Origin of the sequence: Richelia intracellularis HH01 (genome assembly GCF_000350105.1) — a bacterium.
Taxonomy (GTDB): Bacteria; Cyanobacteriota; Cyanobacteriia; order Cyanobacteriales; family Nostocaceae; genus Richelia; species Richelia intracellularis.
The window spans coordinates 1-17,491 of sequence record NZ_CAIY01000077.1 but is presented as its reverse complement, the minus strand read 5'-3'; the positions used below and the strand labels follow the sequence as shown (position 1 = coordinate 17,491).

16 protein-coding genes are annotated in these 17,491 nt (G+C 34.2%); 10 read left to right on the top strand and 6 right to left on the bottom strand.

The features are described from left to right. Positions 1-536: 536 nt before the first annotated feature. Positions 537-668 carry a photosystem II reaction center protein PsbN gene (psbN, locus tag RINTHH_RS08465; protein ID WP_044304931.1) on the bottom strand — a complete coding sequence of 44 codons (132 nt, stop codon included), beginning with the start codon at positions 666-668 and terminating at the stop codon, positions 537-539. A gap of 97 nt (positions 669-765) precedes the next feature. Between psbN and psbH the strand changes: the two genes are divergently transcribed. From psbH to pth, 3 genes are all read left to right on the top strand, one after another. Further along, positions 766-969, top strand: coding sequence for a photosystem II reaction center phosphoprotein PsbH (psbH, locus tag RINTHH_RS08460; protein WP_008235398.1), 204 nt, complete (start codon positions 766-768; stop codon positions 967-969). Between the two features lie 730 nt (positions 970-1,699). After that, complete coding sequence (locus RINTHH_RS08455; protein WP_008235394.1) at positions 1,700-1,951, top strand: TatA/E family twin arginine-targeting protein translocase; 252 nt, start codon at positions 1,700-1,702, stop codon at positions 1,949-1,951. Between the two features lie 158 nt (positions 1,952-2,109). After that, on the top strand, positions 2,110-2,763 hold the full coding sequence (gene pth, locus RINTHH_RS08450) for an aminoacyl-tRNA hydrolase (protein WP_044304927.1): 654 nt from the start codon (positions 2,110-2,112) through the stop codon (positions 2,761-2,763). 218 nt (positions 2,764-2,981) lie between these two features. Here the strand turns inward: pth and rpsU are convergent, their stop codons facing one another. From rpsU to RINTHH_RS08435, 3 genes are all read right to left on the bottom strand, one after another. After that, entirely contained in the window at positions 2,982-3,161 is a 180-nt protein-coding gene (rpsU, locus tag RINTHH_RS08445; protein WP_008226419.1) for a 30S ribosomal protein S21, read from the bottom strand. 297 nt (positions 3,162-3,458) lie between these two features. Then, positions 3,459-4,295: a 16S rRNA (cytidine(1402)-2'-O)-methyltransferase gene (gene rsmI, locus RINTHH_RS08440; protein WP_008235389.1), complete on the bottom strand. Its 837-nt coding sequence runs from the start codon at positions 4,293-4,295 to the stop codon at positions 3,459-3,461. Positions 4,296-4,476: 181 nt separating this feature from the next. After that, positions 4,477-5,337, bottom strand: coding sequence for a sugar kinase (locus tag RINTHH_RS08435; RefSeq protein WP_008235387.1), 861 nt, complete (start codon positions 5,335-5,337; stop codon positions 4,477-4,479). 852 nt (positions 5,338-6,189) lie between these two features. Here RINTHH_RS08435 and RINTHH_RS08430 point away from each other — a divergent pair. Beyond that, a complete protein-coding gene (locus tag RINTHH_RS08430) occupies positions 6,190-6,513 on the top strand; it encodes a DUF1825 family protein (protein WP_008235385.1) in 324 nt (107 codons plus the stop codon). A 58-nt stretch (positions 6,514-6,571) separates the two neighbouring features. On the opposite strand, the gene RINTHH_RS08425 is transcribed toward RINTHH_RS08430, so the two are convergent. After that, a complete protein-coding gene (locus RINTHH_RS08425) occupies positions 6,572-8,491 on the bottom strand; it encodes a transglycosylase domain-containing protein (protein ID WP_008235384.1) in 1,920 nt (639 codons plus the stop codon). A gap of 157 nt (positions 8,492-8,648) precedes the next feature. On the opposite strand from RINTHH_RS08425, the gene tyrS reads away from it, so the two are divergent. From tyrS to RINTHH_RS08410, 3 genes are all read left to right on the top strand, one after another. Further along, entirely contained in the window at positions 8,649-9,872 is a 1,224-nt protein-coding gene (tyrS, locus tag RINTHH_RS08420) for a tyrosine--tRNA ligase (RefSeq protein WP_008235382.1), read from the top strand. A gap of 62 nt (positions 9,873-9,934) precedes the next feature. Continuing rightward, entirely contained in the window at positions 9,935-10,657 is a 723-nt protein-coding gene (gene pyrF / locus RINTHH_RS08415; RefSeq protein ID WP_008235380.1) for an orotidine-5'-phosphate decarboxylase, read from the top strand. Continuing rightward, complete coding sequence (locus tag RINTHH_RS08410) at positions 10,627-11,349, top strand: hypothetical protein (RefSeq protein ID WP_008235378.1); 723 nt, start codon at positions 10,627-10,629, stop codon at positions 11,347-11,349. Before pyrF ends, RINTHH_RS08410 begins: the two co-directional genes overlap by 31 nt. Positions 11,350-12,488: 1,139 nt before the next feature. Here the strand turns inward: RINTHH_RS08410 and RINTHH_RS08405 are convergent. Further along, positions 12,489-13,622 carry a tetratricopeptide repeat protein gene (locus RINTHH_RS08405; protein ID WP_052312041.1) on the bottom strand — a complete coding sequence of 378 codons (1,134 nt, stop codon included), beginning with the start codon at positions 13,620-13,622 and terminating at the stop codon, positions 12,489-12,491. Between the two features lie 1,569 nt (positions 13,623-15,191). Here RINTHH_RS08405 and RINTHH_RS08400 point away from each other — a divergent pair. The 3 genes from RINTHH_RS08400 to RINTHH_RS08390 all read left to right on the top strand — a co-directional run. After that, a complete protein-coding gene (locus RINTHH_RS08400) occupies positions 15,192-16,076 on the top strand; it encodes a ParA family protein (RefSeq protein WP_008235352.1) in 885 nt (294 codons plus the stop codon). A gap of 200 nt (positions 16,077-16,276) precedes the next feature. Next, entirely contained in the window at positions 16,277-16,999 is a 723-nt protein-coding gene (pgl, locus tag RINTHH_RS08395) for a 6-phosphogluconolactonase (protein WP_044304928.1), read from the top strand. A 98-nt stretch (positions 17,000-17,097) separates the two neighbouring features. Next, positions 17,098-17,491: zinc ribbon domain-containing protein (locus RINTHH_RS08390; RefSeq protein ID WP_044304926.1), on the top strand; the 394-nt coding region annotated here is incomplete at its 3' end.

The window sequence follows — 17,491 nt, the reverse complement described above, 5'->3', positions numbered from 1 at the left end:
AAAGTATATAGATTCTCCAATAAAATTAAATTAGAATCATTAATAAATCCAAAATATATAAGAATATGACTATACTAAGGAAGAAAACAAATTACCCATATCCTACACGTGGATATAGAAAAAATATTTATAAAAGCCATAGTTGATGAAAGAAATATACTATATAAGGCTTTAATAAGATAGGGTTTTAATCAGAAATTTTCTTAAGTTGGAAAGTAAAAAGAATTTACCTATGACAAGTAAATTCCTAAATTTATAATCAGTAGATATTTTTATTATCATAGAATTTAAATAAGCAGAAAAATAGCTGTAGAAATTTATTATTTGTTATTTAGTAATACTAAGAAGAAATAACCCTATTGAGCTTATAACAGAGTTATTTAGGATTTAAATTGGGTAATTACGTTAATTTATTCAGTTCGTCTTCTAACTCGATTGAAAAAATCTTAAATTGGATAAGGAAAACGTCCTATTTTTAATTCAATTAAGGAATGATAAATCGAGAATAATTAGATTTTCTACTATTTTTTCCTTTTCTAGTCTTCATGATCTTCAAAAGGATCACCTAACTCCTTAGAAGGTGGGCCAAAGGATGTATAAATTGACATGATGGTAATTGCAATTAGAGCAATAACAACAGAAATGCTAAGAACTATTGCAGGTTCTATGTTTTCCATAATAAAAGAGAAACCATGAGTAGTATTCTTATAGAATATTACATATGATTACAAAATTATTTAGTAATTAGTCTTCATTAGGTAAAGTATGGCACAAAAGACTTGGCTAGGAAATATCCTCAAACCCCTAAACTCTGAGTATGGCAAAGTTGCTCCTGAATGGGGTACCACCCCACTGATGGGGACTTTTATGTTATTATTTTTTGTTTTCCTACTGATTATTCTGCAAGTCTATAATAAGTCTCTGGTAATTGATGGTATACCAGTAGACTGGAATAGTTTGGGTCGCTAATTTATTTAAAAAGCTGCCTGAGAAACAAACATCATTCACCCGGCTTGTCCGGGTTCTTATTTATCATGCTGACCCACAAAACCTATGATAACCAGTAATAACTTTTTAAGTTATTACTGGTTATCATAGATACAAATAACAGAATTTAAATTAAATAGTGTAAAAATTATTTTGAGAATTCCGATAAAATTGAGGAGTTATAATTAGTAAAATTACTGGGGCTCTCAACTAAAAGAAAAGCAAAACTGGAATTTTTACAGTGAGAAAAGATATGTATGAAAGCTCTGGTATTAGTTATTGAGAGTGAACAGGTATCATCATCATTATCCCCTATGATAAAGCTCAAAAGTAGTTAATTGACTCAAGAGCAAAGATGCACATAATTTACCTATTACTCAATTATACGTATCTCGTGAAAACGCTGTTGCTTGATTAAATTATTCTGATCCATTGAAGACAACTTACCATAGTCAGATTGAGAATTTTGAGGGATATTTTAGAATTACTATCAATAAAGAATGATGAAACCTTTATTTATTTCTGTTAACTTTAGTGAATTGGTGATTGGACTATATTATCCATTAACCCATTGTCAAACATTAATAATGATTAATTTTGCTAAGAACTTCAATAACATTCAATTGCTTGCCAAGAAAAAGTTGGGATTTTTGATTACACTGAAAATGTAGGTTCTGACAGGATAATTGAAGTTAATAGGAGATATAATCTCATGAATATATTTGGCATCGGACTCCCAGAAATGGCAGTAATTATGAGTGTCGCACTGCTGATTTTCGGTCCTAAGAAGTTGCCAGAAATAGGACGTAGTATGGGAAAGGCAATTAGGGGTTTTCAAGAAGCTTCTAAGGAATTCCAAGATGAGTTTCATAAAGAATCAGCACATTTAAAAGATACAGTAACTACTACTGCAGAATTAGAAACCAAGAAAATCAAAGCAGCTAATAAAGAAGAAAATACTTAAGGTATAGTATGTGGATTTATGGATAAATTTTCGTTCATGCTAGATTGCCCACCTAAAATCCAAAAGGTGGGGTAACTAACCATATAAGTTTATTATTGCCTGTCTTATCAAATAAGACTTATATCCAAGCTATAGAGTAATCCATAACTTAAAATCGAATGACAGAGACTGTTAAAAAGACAGCTTTAGTAATGCCTCAACTAATTGTAGGATTGGGAAATCCAGAAACAAAATACAACCAAACTCGTCATAACATCGGGTTTGCAGCCTTAGATGCCTTATCCAGTTCCTGGCAAGCTCATTTGTTGAAAAACCGAAAGTTTCAAGGAGAATATGGAGAGGGTTTTACGCCTGTTGAAAGGAGAAAGGTTCACTTATTAAAACCATCAACTTATATGAATCTTTCCGGACAAGCTATACAGGCTTTAACTAGTTGGTATAACTTGCCTCCTGAGTCTGTATTAGTTATCTATGATGATATGGATTTACCTCTAGGTAAAACCCGGTGGCGTTTATCGGGCTCTGCTGGGGGACATAATGGAATGAAAAGTATCATTACTCATCTGAACACACAAAACTTTCCCCGGCTACGTATTGGGATTGGTAAGCCAAAAAAAATGCTAGGAAAAGACGAAAATCACTCTATCTCTTATGTTTTAGGGAAATTTTCCACGGATGAAAGGAAAGTGATGTCAGAAATTATAAAGTTTGTAGTCGAATGTGTAGAATTATGCTTTAAACAAGGTGTTGAAAAAGCTATAAATCAATGCAATAGTAATGATTTCAGTCTTGCTACGAGTAGGAAGTCATAAAAAATTCCATCAGGTACAAAAAAATTATGGTCGATGGAGAGTTTTCATCTATCCCATCAACCATATTTTTCTCAGATTAACAATCGTGGTTGTAATTGCTGAATCCCTCAGTTTTTCTTCTCACCGGAAAGTATTTTTAATACCTGTAAACTTGGTGTCGAAATAAATATAACCTGATTAGTCAAGCAGTGTCATGGTTACCATCGAGATAGATTTGATTACTTAAAACGTCGCTTACGTCTTGCAGCTACTGCTTTCCGCTTACGTTTTTCCAGTGGTGTTTCAAAGTGGCGGTGATATTTGACATCTGCCAAGATGCCAGCTTTAGAAACCTGGCGCTTAAAGCGACGCAAAGCTGAATCTATTCCTTCATTTTCTCCTAAAACCACTTGGGTCATTCTTACCTGTTCCTTCGTTTATTTCGTCTTATTTCGTTAATATAAACCATTGTAATCTCGCCTTTACTTTGAATAAACACCTTCATGCTTTCTGCCATTTTGAGGAGTTGAATAGATTCATCTGTAAGGTCAACGATAATTATGGCTAATCAGACAGTATATTATAGATGGAGCTAATGTTATAAACAGTACAGCACCTTATTGGAAATAATAATCATTCACTACGAATTCAACAATCCTAGCATTTATATAAACGGAAAGCAAAAACCTGAATTGTTGACCAGCATAACTATTAAGTTATTCGGCAGGATCAATTGATAATGCTAGTTTATACAATTGGCGGCGGGGTAGAGAGGTAGTTTGGGCTAACTCTCTACTAGCTTGAGATCTAGGAATACCTTGGCTAATCATATACGCTAATTCTGCCTTAAGTTGCTTTAGAGAAAACTGGGTTTGACTATGTAGTTTTCCTGATATTAATAAGGTGTACTCACCCTGAGGTTTATTTTTAATATCCGTGTAGTAAATAATTGCGTCGGTTATAGTACCACGCCAGAACTCTTCATAAATTTTAGTTAATTCTCTTGCCATTACAATATGACGTTCACCACCTAAAATATTTTCTAGGTCTTTTAAAGTGCTCTTTAGGCGATGGGGGGACTCGTAAAACACCATAGTTCTGGTTTCTACTTCAAGTAACTCTAATTGCTGGCGTCGTTGTGTTGTTTTTGCTGGTAAAAAGCCTTCAAATACAAACTTGTTTGTTGGTAACCCAGCCGCACTTAGTGCGGTAATTAAAGCACTTGCACCAGGAATTGGAGTTATAGATATACCCTCATAAATACAAGCTGTAACCAAATCATGACCAGGGTCAGAAATCCCCGGTGTTCCTGCATCCGAGACCAGAGCAATTGCCTGGCCTGCATGTAACTTTTCTATCAATTGAGGGATACGACTATTACGATTGTGCTCATGATAGCTGATTTGGGGAGTATGAATTTGAAAGTGTCGTAATAATTTACTTGTATTACGAGTATCTTCAGATGCAATTAGATCTACATTTTGTAGAACTTGTACACTTCGAAAGGTCATATCTTCAAGATTACCAATGGGTGTACTTACAACATATAGCATTACAGTTTAGCTATTCTTAATAGTAAGAGGGTGATATAGATATTTAGCAATTTTCCACTTAATACAAAATGGTAACTAACTAAATATAAGTGATGAAAATTGAGAAAAATAAAATACAAAGACTAAAATATAATATATTCAGTTACCAATTCTAGAATGTGGTAACCATCAGCTTTAAATATTATATTTTCATCCAATTGCGAGTTCCAAAAGAACTACAGGAGGAACTAGCAATATTCGCAGCAGCAGTTAAGGCTTCTGGGAAGTTGAATCCAGAAATAAGTAAATAGTGACAAAAAGCACCATGAAAGATATCTCCTGCACCTAATGTATCTACTGTTATGACTTTAGGAACACTAATATAATTAATAATTTCATCAGCACTGTAAGTAATTGGTTGTTCCCCATGAGTAATGGCAATATGAGGAATATTAAAGCTTCGCAAATAATTAAAAATATCTTTCTCCATATGGCAGTTTGGTGGGAAAAAGTCACTCGAACAAATAGCATAGTCTACATATGGTAAGATCTTCTCAAAACCTGATTTCCAACTACCTCCATCAATTACAACTGTTATATTTTGATTTTTCGCTTCAATTGCAATTTTCTGACTTACTTCCATTTGATGCCCATCAATTAGGACAAGACTCACATCATTCAAAATATTCTTTGGTAAATAATTGCTGCTAGCCTCTATTCCAAGAGCATTGATGGAAATTACTGCTCTTTCTCCTGTTTCTTGGGAGACAATAATAGAAGATATAGGAGGAGGGTTGTCGTTAATGGGCTTTAAGTCAAAAATTTTTACTTTTACATCATTTAAATCGCTTTTTATCAATTGTGTAATGGGATGAGAGCCAATTGCCCCAGTGACTGTAGCAATATTACCAAGATGGCTAAATGTTACCCCTGCATTAGTGCTAGGGCCACCTGCGACAGCAATATAATTTGTGGCAGTGATTTTCTTGTTATTTTGCAAGGATGATTCAGATAGGTAGATCAAGTCTAAGGTAACCAAACCTACAAATAAGCCTTTATACATAGCAATTTTTAGATTTTAAATATTACATAACTACCTAGCTAGAGTTGTAAGGAGTATTAGGAAAATCTCTAATACTCCAAGTGCTGCACTTTAGAATAGTTTAATCTTGTTATCAATCTAGAAAGTGAGAATTGTTAGATAAACTCAACAAATTTCATCTTTGTAAACTATTTATAATGGTATTTTGAATCAAATATATGTAGTTTTTTAGTTAAGTTAAAAAAACACATATACTCATTCTCTATTCTAATTGCTTTACTTTCTTCAATTACATGTAAATGCAATTTATCACTATAGGGAGCATCTGGAGAACCAATGAAGGTTTAAGTTAAAATAATAGAAACCTATTTAGTCTGCAAGACTTATTGTATGATGCTATCAAAAAAAATTCCTATAATTTAGGTGGCAGTAAGCGTTAAGTAATCATCAAAATGCCCCAGATTTTTATAAATCAAGTATCACCCATAACAAACTCCCATTCTGGCAGGAGGAATTACGTAAACTATATTTGACTAACTTCAAGTATAGGTAAAGTGTTTATACTTAGTGGGGTTATGAATATGGTCAAAATAATTTTTCAAGATTGTTGGTATAAAACAAAAATATGTTTCGGGTGTCGAGGTCTATTTCGAAATATATATATACTCGGGAACACGAATTTTATATGTTAATTTTCTATACCAGATTAAATAAAATAACTACTAGTTGCGGACTTACAAGAAGAAAAACTCATTATCAAAAAACTCAAAAGCATTTAAAATAAGCTTTAATCCCTTTTTAATTGTGTCTATTCACACTAGATTTAGAGAAAATTTCAAAATATAATCAAGAACTTAAATAAAATACATCACCATGGGATTTTTTGACTCTGATATAGTTCAGCAGGAAGCTAAACAACTCTTTGAGGATTATCAAGCCTTAATTAAGCTGGGTAATAACTATGGTAACTTTGATCTTGAGGGTAAAAAACTATTCATTGAGCAAATGGAGGCGATGATGGATCGCTACAGTATTTTCATGAAACGTTTTGAACTTTCCGAAGACTTCATGGCACAAATGACTATGGAACAGTTAAAGACTCAGTTAAATCAATTTGGTGTGACTCCACAACAAATGTTCGACCAAATGAATCTTACCCTGCAGCGAATGAAGTCAGAATTAAGTAATAATACTTAGACATATATTTTTAAAACCAATTCCACATAATTACCGATGGGTAAAATATATATGAAGATTAGTTTTTAGGACGAACAAACTCAGATGAGTCTTTGAAATTACTTGCAGGTAACCCTTTTAGGGCCTGGATCATAAAACTGCGCCAAATAGGTGCAACCATGCTACCACCAGTAGCACCTTTTCCGAGAGTCCTATTATCGTCTCTTCCTACCCAAACGGCAGTTGTCAATTCTGGAGTTGTTCCCACAAACCAAATATCTTTTTCAGAAGATGTTGTTCCGGTTTTACCTGCTGCAGGACGGCCAATGGCTGCATTTTTCCCCGTTCCATCATCAATTACTGACTTCATAATATCAATAGTGGAAGCAGCAGCCCATGGTTCAAGTACTAAACGGGGTTTGGGGGTATTATCTAGAACCAGATTACCACTACTATCTGTAATTCTAACAATTAGAGTGGTTGGGGACTGCCAACCATAATTAGCCAAGGTGGCATAGGCACCTGCCATTTCTAATGGGGTAACCTCAATTGCTCCCAAGGGTAAGGATGTTACTGGCTGCATAGGACTCATAATCCCTAAGGTCCTACAAACTTCTACAACTTTGTTCATACCCACTGCTTTGCCAAGTTTGATCACAGGAATATTCCGAGATAACGATAAAGCAGTACGAACAGTCATTGCTCCTACAAAACTACCATCATAGTTTCTTGGATAATACCAACTATTCCCATCTCGGTAACGCACTGGAGTATCAAAAACTTTGGAGTTTGGACTATATTTGCCTGTGGCAAAAGCAGTATAGTAAACAAATGGCTTAAAAGAAGAGCCTGGCTGTCTTAAAGCTTGAGTTGCTCGATTAAACTCGCTAGCTCTGGAGTTCACCCCACCGACCAAGGCTTTGACAAAATGGGTTCGAGGATCCACAGCGACTAAGGCAATCTGATTTTTATACAATCCTTTTCCCAAAAGATTATAATGCCACTGCGAAACAACATTCTCAGCCATCTCCTGAAATTTCGTGTCAATAGTGGTTTGTATTCTCATACCACCCTTGAGCAAAGCATCACGCCCAAATTTATTCGCCAATTCTAGGGATACAGCGTTTGTTATATAAGGTAAAGCACTACCTTGGAAAGATTTAATTTTGCCAAGCTTAATTTTTTCCTTAAGGGCATTATCATATTCTTTTTTGGTAATCCAATTTAGATAAAGCATCCTCCCTAACACTTCTTTTTGTTTTTTCTTAGCTGTTTTCATATTGACAAAAGGGCTGAACTGCTCAGGAGCTTGTATTAAACCTGCCATCATTGCTGATTCTCCAAGAGTTAAAAACCAAGCCGACTTGTTAAAATAGCTCCTGGCAGCTGTTTGGACTCCATAATTGTTATGACCCCAGTACACTTGATTGAGATACATTTCTAGGATGTCATCTTTAGAAAGTATTTGTTCTAGGCGAATTGCCAATACTGCTTCTGCTATTTTTCTGGTAAAGGCTCGCTTGTGGGAGAGGAATAGGTTTTTTACCAATTGCATAGTCACTGTGGAAGCACCTTCGCGCACACCACCAGAATTCCAGTTGGTTACAATTGCTCTTCCTACCCCTCTGGGATTAATCCCATGGTGGTAATAAAAATAACTATCTTCACTGGCCAATACAGCTCGTTTAAGTGATGGTGAAATTTTGTCTAAGGTTACGACCTCTCGGTTAGCCTCTCCATGAAGACTAGCTAGAAGTCGCCCTTTGATATCATAGATATATGATGTTTCAGATGGAAAATAATTTCTGAGTTGTCTGACGTCTGGCAGATTACGGAAACTTATTGCTAAACCTACTAAGCCCCCAGCGCAAATAGAACTGGTAAGCATAGTAATTGATAGTAGAGTCCCACCAGCTACTTGACCAACTCCCTTTAAAAATTCAAATCCCAATGAGGCTTGGGTTTTACTTTGTTTTTTGGCAAAAGTACTAGATGACACGATGCTATTATTTCCTTACTAAATAAATTAATAACCCCAAATTCTTTAATAGTTTATTATTTGCAATAATATTTATTTCGAGTAGATGAGTTGTTAGTCATTAAATTGAATTCTACGTATCTTTTAAGAAGTATAGTTAATAGTCAATATTTTAATTATGGAACAAAATTTTTCCTGGCTTTGCCGCGGAACCGTTGAAATTTTCCCACAACCTAGCTGTTCTGAAAGTAATACCTCGAGTTTTTCAAAAGGAGAAGTTACCAGCCTGGAAAAAACATTGGAAATGAGTGATCGCCCTTTGAGAATAAAGTTAGGAATTGATCCTACGGGGGCAGATATTCACCTTGGCCATAGCATACCGGTAAGAAAATTGAGAGCATTTCAAGATGCGGGGCATATCGCAGTGCTGATTATTGGCGATTTTACGGCTCAGATTGGCGATCCTTCTGGGAAGTCTGATACTCGACGTCATTTATCTTCGGAGCAAGTAGCAGAAAATGCTAAAACTTATTTGCAACAGATAAAACAAATTTTGGATTTTGATACCCCTGGAAGGTTGGAGTTACGCTACAATTCAGAGTGGCTTACAAAAATAAATTTAAGTGAAATCATACATTTACTATCTACTATGACAGTAGGTCAGATGTTAGCAAAAGAGGGTTTTGCAGAACGTTATCATAAAGAAAATCCGATTTTTCTTCATGAGTTCCTTTATCCTTTAATGCAGGGGTATGATTCTGTGGCAGTTGATGCAGATGTAGAGTTGGGTGGTACAGATCAAAAATTTAATATTGCTGTAGGACGAGATTTGCAACGATTTTTTGGGAAAAAACCTCAGTTTGGACTATTACTACCAATTCTACTTGGTACGGATGGGGTACAAAAGATGTCTAAGTCTCTCAATAATTATGTGGGCCTATTAGAACATCCATTGCAGAAGTACCAAAAATTACAGGCAGTCCATGATAGCCTTTTAGGAAATTATTTTGAATTGTTAACTGATTTACCCTTAGACGAGTTACCTGAAAATCCCCGCGATTGCCAAAAGCTATTAGGATGGGAAATAATTCGTCAATATCATGGGGTCGAAGCAGCAGATGAAGCACAAAAATCAGCTGAGTCTGGGGGACAAAAGGGCGACTTACCAGAATTTTCCTTAATTGGTGTGGGGTTTCCTGCTAAATTATTTCATATCTTGAATTTGAGTAATTTGTGCAAGAGTAGTAGTGAGGGTAAGCGCAAAATCAAGGAGGGTGGTGTAAAAATAGATGGTGAGCGAGTTACCGATATTGACATTACCTTTGAGCAGCCTAGTGAATTACAAGGAAGGGTTTTGCAGTTAGGAAAAAATAAGTTTGTGCGACTTGTTCTGGGAGAATAGAGATGAAATAATTGAACTTATTAATTTTCAACCTTCAACTGTTAGCCTCTGGCTTGAAATAAATGAGTAAAGCAAATCAAATTATTGTTGCCTTAGATGTACCAGATAAGGAAAGAGCTATTACTCTTATCAAGCAATTACCATCAGTCACATTCTGGAAAGTTGGGTTAGAACTGTTTGTCAGTTGCGGACCAGTAATTTTGGAAATTCTCAAGTCTCACAACAAGAAAATTTTTCTGGATTTGAAGTTTCATGATATTCCTAACACAGTGATTGGAGCATGCCGGACAGCAGCAGGTTATGGGATTGATTTACTGACAATTCATAGTACTGTGGGAAAAGATGCTCTCAAGGCTGCAAAAGATTCAATTAACGAGGGAGCAACCACAGCTAATGTACAACCACCAAAACTGATTGCCGTCTCCCTACTTACAAGTATTTCTGCTAGTCAATTGGCATTCGAGTTAAAGATTCCTCTAGAAGTACCAGAATACTCTCTCCATATGGTGCTGATGGCAAAGCAAGCAGAATTAGATGGGGCTGTATGCTCCCCTCAAGAAGTAGCGCAATTGCGAGATATCTGTGGCAAAGATTTCCTGCTAGTTTGCCCTGGTATTCGTCCTAACTGGGCAGCAAGGGGTGATCAAAAGCGAACATTGACACCTTTCCAAACTATCCAAGCTGGTGCTGACTACCTTGTGATAGGTAGACCAATTACCGCCGCAATAGAGCCCGAAGTTGCTTGGCAAAAAGTATGTCAAGAATTATCATCAATCGTACCATGAATATCCCCAAAATCACTCCGAATAATAGATTGCCAAGAATGGGTAATTGGGAAGAAAAAAGTCCATATATTATCCCTTTAACTTTTCGGCCTAACTGTTTTCATATATGCTTAATTGTCATTGGGTTTTGTATATCTACATTTTCCCCTGTATTATCTTTATCTACCAATATTATCGAGCCAAATCAATGCTCTCAGCAGCCCTTAGAATCATTAACAACTAATTTACTCCGTGATTTGTCTAATTATGCAAACCGAGCCAGCCAGCGCTCCCGTCGCTCAGCACGTAGAAAAGATGTGTTCAGCTATGTACTTTTGGCTGGTAAACCGGAATTCAGACCCTTACCTCTTCAAAGAAGGAGTAGTACAAACAGGTCTGAACAGAAAATTTTCCCAGGAGTAGAACAGGTTTTTTTTACCACCTTAGAACGCCAGTATATAGGTAGTAAAGCAGTAAAATTGCAGGAATTTCACTGGCTATTTTTGACGAAAGCAGACAGTGGCTGGCATAGAGTAATGATGTTTTCCCAAATAAGTTCTTCTCAAACAAAAAAACAGTCTACACCTCTCAGAGAAAGCAGTGGGGGCCATATTGGGCAGGCTGTTGATAACTGGTTGCGGGATTGTCGGGCTGGAAAGTCTTTAAGCATAAGTTCGGTAAATAATTCCCAGGTCAGAGAATTTATTTTTTGATATCATCTTTGCATAATTTGAGGGCAATAATTTTGTAGGATTATTTTTAGCAGTCTTTGATGAATTGCCTTAAAATAATTAATCTCTGTTTATAAAGGAATTTTTACTCCAATGATATTTTGGATTTATTTTAAATATGGCTTGTCTTTTTTTATTGCTACTCATAAAAAATTTTACTTTCAAACTTTTATAAATTAGTTTGTATTAAAATCAGAATAGTTCTAGAAACCCTTAAGTTTTTGTGTACTCAAGTATGGAAGTATTAGTCATCAATAAATATTAGTAGTCATAATGTGATTGAGCTTATAGAATCATATTATTAAATATACAAATAGTTATACTACCTAACTCATTTGGCAATTTTGGAAAACTCCTATAATTCTGTGAGCAAATCGGTTTGTAATACTTATAAATATTCACAATTTATAACCAAATTAGCATTTTTATTTTACTTTACAGATGAAAGTTATTGTAGATTAGACTATATTTTGGTATTCAAAGGAACTGAATTAAAAGTAATTAGGGTTCCAAACTCAGATATAAAAATTAATAAAGCATATGTAATATTTAAGGTTAAATTTATTTCTCATGTCTCATAAAGATCTAAGAAGCCTAATAGAATCTATATTCAGATAATTAAAACACTTATTATTAATCACCGTTGAAATTTGTTAATAGAGCTAGTAACACTTCTAAAAAAGAATATCTTAAACAAAGATAAAAAAACTATACTTGTTAAAGTAATGCTATTCTCACAGAATTTTTTGTAATGTTATCTGGAAAAAATGCCTGTTATTACAACAATGCCAATTAAGAGAAAGTTTTTCATTCTAGAATACTTCTCTACGTTGTAAGCTTCACACTTACTCTCTCACTTTTTAGTCTAAAAGACCTCATATATCTTGTTATCTCCTTTATAGATAAGTCATACAAGCAATCTCCCCATATGTATATGAAAGTATTGCAGTGAATAATAAGAAGTACTCATTGCCCAAAAACATTGCTTTCTCTGAAACATAATATTGCTAATTGCTACTTATAAGAGTTATTTATTTACTATCCCTATAAATAACTCTTGTTCTAGTAAGTTCATAATATTTAGGATTGACTCCATACGGTCACAGGTGTTCTGATTTCTCTTATCTCCCAGTAACTCCAACATCTCTATTAGCAAACAGCGCAATTGCCAAATTATAGTTGGTAACTGCCTGGTTGTATAAATACACACTTTCCTCCCCTTTTTCCTGTCCAGCTATTAAAGCGTATGTTTCAGCCAGATTTTCATAAGGTTGGTACCAATTGGGGTCAACTAAGATTGCATCTTGTAAATCTTCAATGGCTAATTTATAGAAAAGTCCACCATGGCTTTGTCCACTATTTTGGCTAAATACACCAAAGAAATTATACACTTTTGCTTGGTAAGCCTGACGTTGACTAGAAGAATTAAATTGAGAACCACCAGCTATTATTTCCCTACGGGATAATTCAATTGCAAGCCATCTAATTGCTGGTTTTAATAACTCCCGATATCTATCTTTCAAACCCTGATAAGATGACTGACATTTTTCATCCTCCCACACAGTATATAGCTTAGAGGCTATATTTCCCTGTATATCGCTAATTTCAAATGTAATACCTAATATATGATGCTCATCCCCTTGACTTTGGAGAATACTACTAACTTTCGTTCCTTGTGGGGGAAACATAATATTAAGCAACTGTACTGCCTGATCTATATTATCTGGTGTAAATTTTTGTAGAGAATTTATCAAATTTGTTATCCGTTTGTCTGGGGTAGTTTGAGGTAATGGTAATTTATCTACAGAATGTAAAATATCCAGGCCAATATCAATAATATGGTGTTTAATACCTTGGTGAACATCTTTTATTTCTTTAATTAGTCTCTGTCTTGCTAATTGACTTAAACCATGTAGCACATCATCAAGACTAGTTGCACCAGTTGCATTACTAAAATTATCAATCACAAGTTGAGGTGGGCGATTTAAAATTAGTAACATAACACGGCGGAGAACCACAATGGTAAAAATAACAGCCAGTAACTTTGATATAAAAAAGATAATGATAGTAAGGCATCTATCTAGATTTTCCAAGTCATTTACTAATGTACTAATCTGACGATTATATTTATGTGTGGAGCTAGTATTAGAAATTTTCAAATCAATTGTTTTATCCCTTGCGGTTATAGCTTTTTTAGCATGTATAACTGGATTAACAAATAGTAAAACAAGTAATAAGACAAGTGGAACTCTCACTATTTTGTTGCTTTAGGGTATGGAATAAGTATCAAAAGTATGTCTGAATATATTACATGAACAGGAGGCTTTATAGTTAATATAACAACATTTTTTTTAAACTACCACATTGATATATTTGTTAGTTTATTATTCTGCAATTAAAGAATAAACTCTATATAAAAAAATAGGCGATCATTTTAATAAAGTAAACGGTAGAAATGATGATTAAATTTACTGCTAAACCCAAGCATAAAGCAAAGTCAAGAAGATCATTTATAAATTAAAGAGAGCTATTTCCTATATGTAATATCAAGATTTTACATATAGGAAATAAATAATTATATTATACAAAACCAATGGCTATCAAAATAGGTATAGAAATTATTGAGCAGTAATATCTAAATCTAATTATTAAAAAATATTTTATACATAGTAAATTAATTATTACTTTGATCGGTATAGTGAGAAAATTCTGTCAAGTAAGAATATTTATAATTATAAAGAGCAGATATATATGATTATTGTTTAATTTGAAGATATATCTATTAAACTAGAAAAGTGATCAACTTTCATTTTGATAACTACTAGATAATAAGGTTTTTTATCTAAACTATTAGCATCAATATATACTCTAAATAATCTTGTAAATATCACTAATATTTAGAGTATATTTTAGGAGTAACTAAGAAGCTTAATATATTTTGTTAGTAATATATTTAGTCAAAATTTTGAAACCAGACATTATTTTAAGTTTGTAAATAATAATTCATTTTATCTTTTCTTTGGACAAACATATATAAGGATATGCGGAGTATTCATTAATTTAATTTGTATTATTTACCTTTATTAATTGGTTTGATTTCATAGATTCAAACAACATTAGATTACTAATAAGACTTTACTATTCAGAAAATTTTCATAAGTGAAATAATATTATGGTATTAACTATCTAGCAGTTATAGTTGGCATGAGAGATTATTGAAGCTGATACCTTACTTTGATTAGAAATTGCTACAAACCCAAATCTCATAAATAATCTATGGTTTTTAATCTTAATTCCAGTAGTGATTGCCATACACTTATAGTATCTTCAAAATAAAGGGGAATATTTTATAGTTGAAACTCATGCCTTCATTGAAGCCTTAACATGAGATCAGCTCTACGATATAACAATCACTAAAATAATTAAAATTTTGGCCCAATGTTCACTACATTACTTATGGATACATAGACTTGTCTATAACTGTTAAACACATTATATAGTTAAAATTTTTGAGTAAAATATCAGGTTCATTATACAATTTTATGATTAAATATGATAAGAACAATTATTCTTATAGCAATACGTTTAAAAAAAGTTAACTGAAAATTACTGCTTATAAAGAGTGCAAAAAATGATGATGAATTAAAAAGTTTTTTAATTCACTTTTTCTAAAAAAATATTCCTCAACTACTGGTAGGTTAACTTATTATTGGTATAATCTGACTGCTTTTGGCAAAGCATGACATAATTTAAGATTTGCTTATTTCTCAAATCTTAAATTATGTCATGCTTTATTAGTAATATGTCATATGAGGAGTCAATTAATGGGCTACGTAGTTGCAACGGTAAATATGAAAGGAGGGGTTGGCAAAACTACTCTTACTGTTAATATTGCTACTTGTTTAGTCAAAAATCATGGTAAACGTGTTTTAGTGTTGGATTTAGATACTCAGATCAGTGCAACACTAAGTTTGACCTCTCCTCTAGATTTTGCTAAACGTAGGAAGAAACGACAAACTTTTAGATATTTGCTTGACCAAATTATAAATCCAGATTCTAAACCTAAACACACTATCAGGGAAATAATTCAATCTGGTGTATGTAATTTGCCAGGTCTTGATTTATTACCTGGTGATATTGATTTGTATGATGAATTTTTAGTTTCGGAGATGTTACACGAGCAAGCAATTAGCTTAAGTGAAAATAATTTTGAAACTATTTGGAATCGTTTTGAAAGAGTCTTGATAAGAAAAGTATTAGAACCAATTCGCCAAGAATATGACTTTATTCTTTTAGACTGTGCTCCTGGGTATAACCTGCTAACTCGTAGTGCCTTGGCTGCGAGTCACTTTTATATACTTCCCGCTAAGCCAGAGCCGTTATCTGTAGTTGGAATTCAGTTATTAGAAAGACGTATTGGACAGTTGAAAGAAAGCCATGAGCAAGAAGCTGAAATTGGTATAAAAATGTTAGGCATAGTATTTACCATGTCTAATAATAATTTACTTACGGGCAGATACTACAAACAAGTAATGCAACGAGTTAATCAGGATTTTGGTCGTGAAAGAATTTTTCAGACACAAATACCCATAGATGTTAATGTAGCCAGAGCAGTTGATAACTTTTTACCTGTTGTTATTAATAGTCCCCAGTCGTCAGGTTCAAAAGCATTTTCACAATTGACTCAAGAATTGCTACAAAAACTATAAATACCCAAAACCAAAATCTGAAAACCATACTATATGTGTGTAACTTATATAATCACATAAACCATTATCTGGCTATCCATGCTTGTTTCATGCTACCCTTGTTTTCCTATAGATATTAAAAGTTTTATAAGGGAACAAAGAAAGATTTCTGGAATTTCGCTATTGTATTGCTGGAAGTTGGCAATATAATGGGTTTGGTAATGAGTAAAAATATAGAAGTTCTCAGCGACAAAAATGCATTAATAGCAAGAGCTTTACAACTTATCCTATCTAGGATGAAAACAGCTATTCAACAGAGGGGCCTATTTACTATTGCACTCTCTGGTGGTAGTACTCCTAAGCCCCTATATGAGGTCATAGCACAACAACAGCTGCCTTGGGATAAAATTCATGTGTTTTGGGGAGATGAACGTTATGTTCCACCACATCACCCAGATAGTAATCAACTAATGGCACGTAATGTGTGGTTAAGTAAAGTTGGTATCCCTGAAGAAAATATCCACAGTATGCCAACAAATGATTCTGAGCCAAGAATTGCAGCAGCAAAGTATGAGCAGCATTTGCAAGATTTTTTCAGATCAACCTCAGAGAATTTCCCTGCTTTGGATATAGTACTGTTAGGGATGGGTGATGATGCCCATACAGCATCATTATTTCCCCAAACGGAAGCATTGAGTGTAGATAATCGCTTAATTACTGTAGGTCATAAAGATGGGAATATGCGTCTAACTTTTACCTACCCATTCATTAATGCAGCTCGCTGCGTTATGTTTATTGTAGGGGGTGTAAATAAAAGATCAGCATTAGCTAAAGTCTTCGCACCAGAAGCAGACAATTACCAATATCCATCCCGTTTAATTAAACCTCAAGGAGAACTTTGGTGGTTACTAGATGAAGCAGCAGGTTCAGAGTTAACATCCTAGGTGTCAAATAAGTAGTAGTAGTTGAAATTAAGGCTATAGATGCGTCTCTGCTTACCAATACTATAGTTTACGATCATCTTGAATAAAGGTTTATTTCCATGATCGTCTGTCCAAATTGCAATCACCCTAACCCTGATGGGGCTGTCCAATGTGAAGCGTGTTATACATCACTACCATCCACTACTAATTGTCCAAGTTGTGGAGCAACTGTGCAAACAGATGCTGCTTTTTGTGGCCAATGCGGCTTCAATCTACGTGCTGTAAACCAAAATATAGTGGCTACTGCGACTCCTAATGTTCCTACGAATGTAGCATCATTAGTTGCTCCCAATCCAGTGGTGCAAGCACAACCTATAGTTGTCACTGCACCTGCCACTGCTAATACCCTAGAAGTAGAAGCTGTTTCACCAACTTTAGTTGCTGTTAATAATGAGGTGCAAGTTCAGGCACCTACCCCTGTGCCAGTGGTAGAAGAAACTGAACTTGCACCTA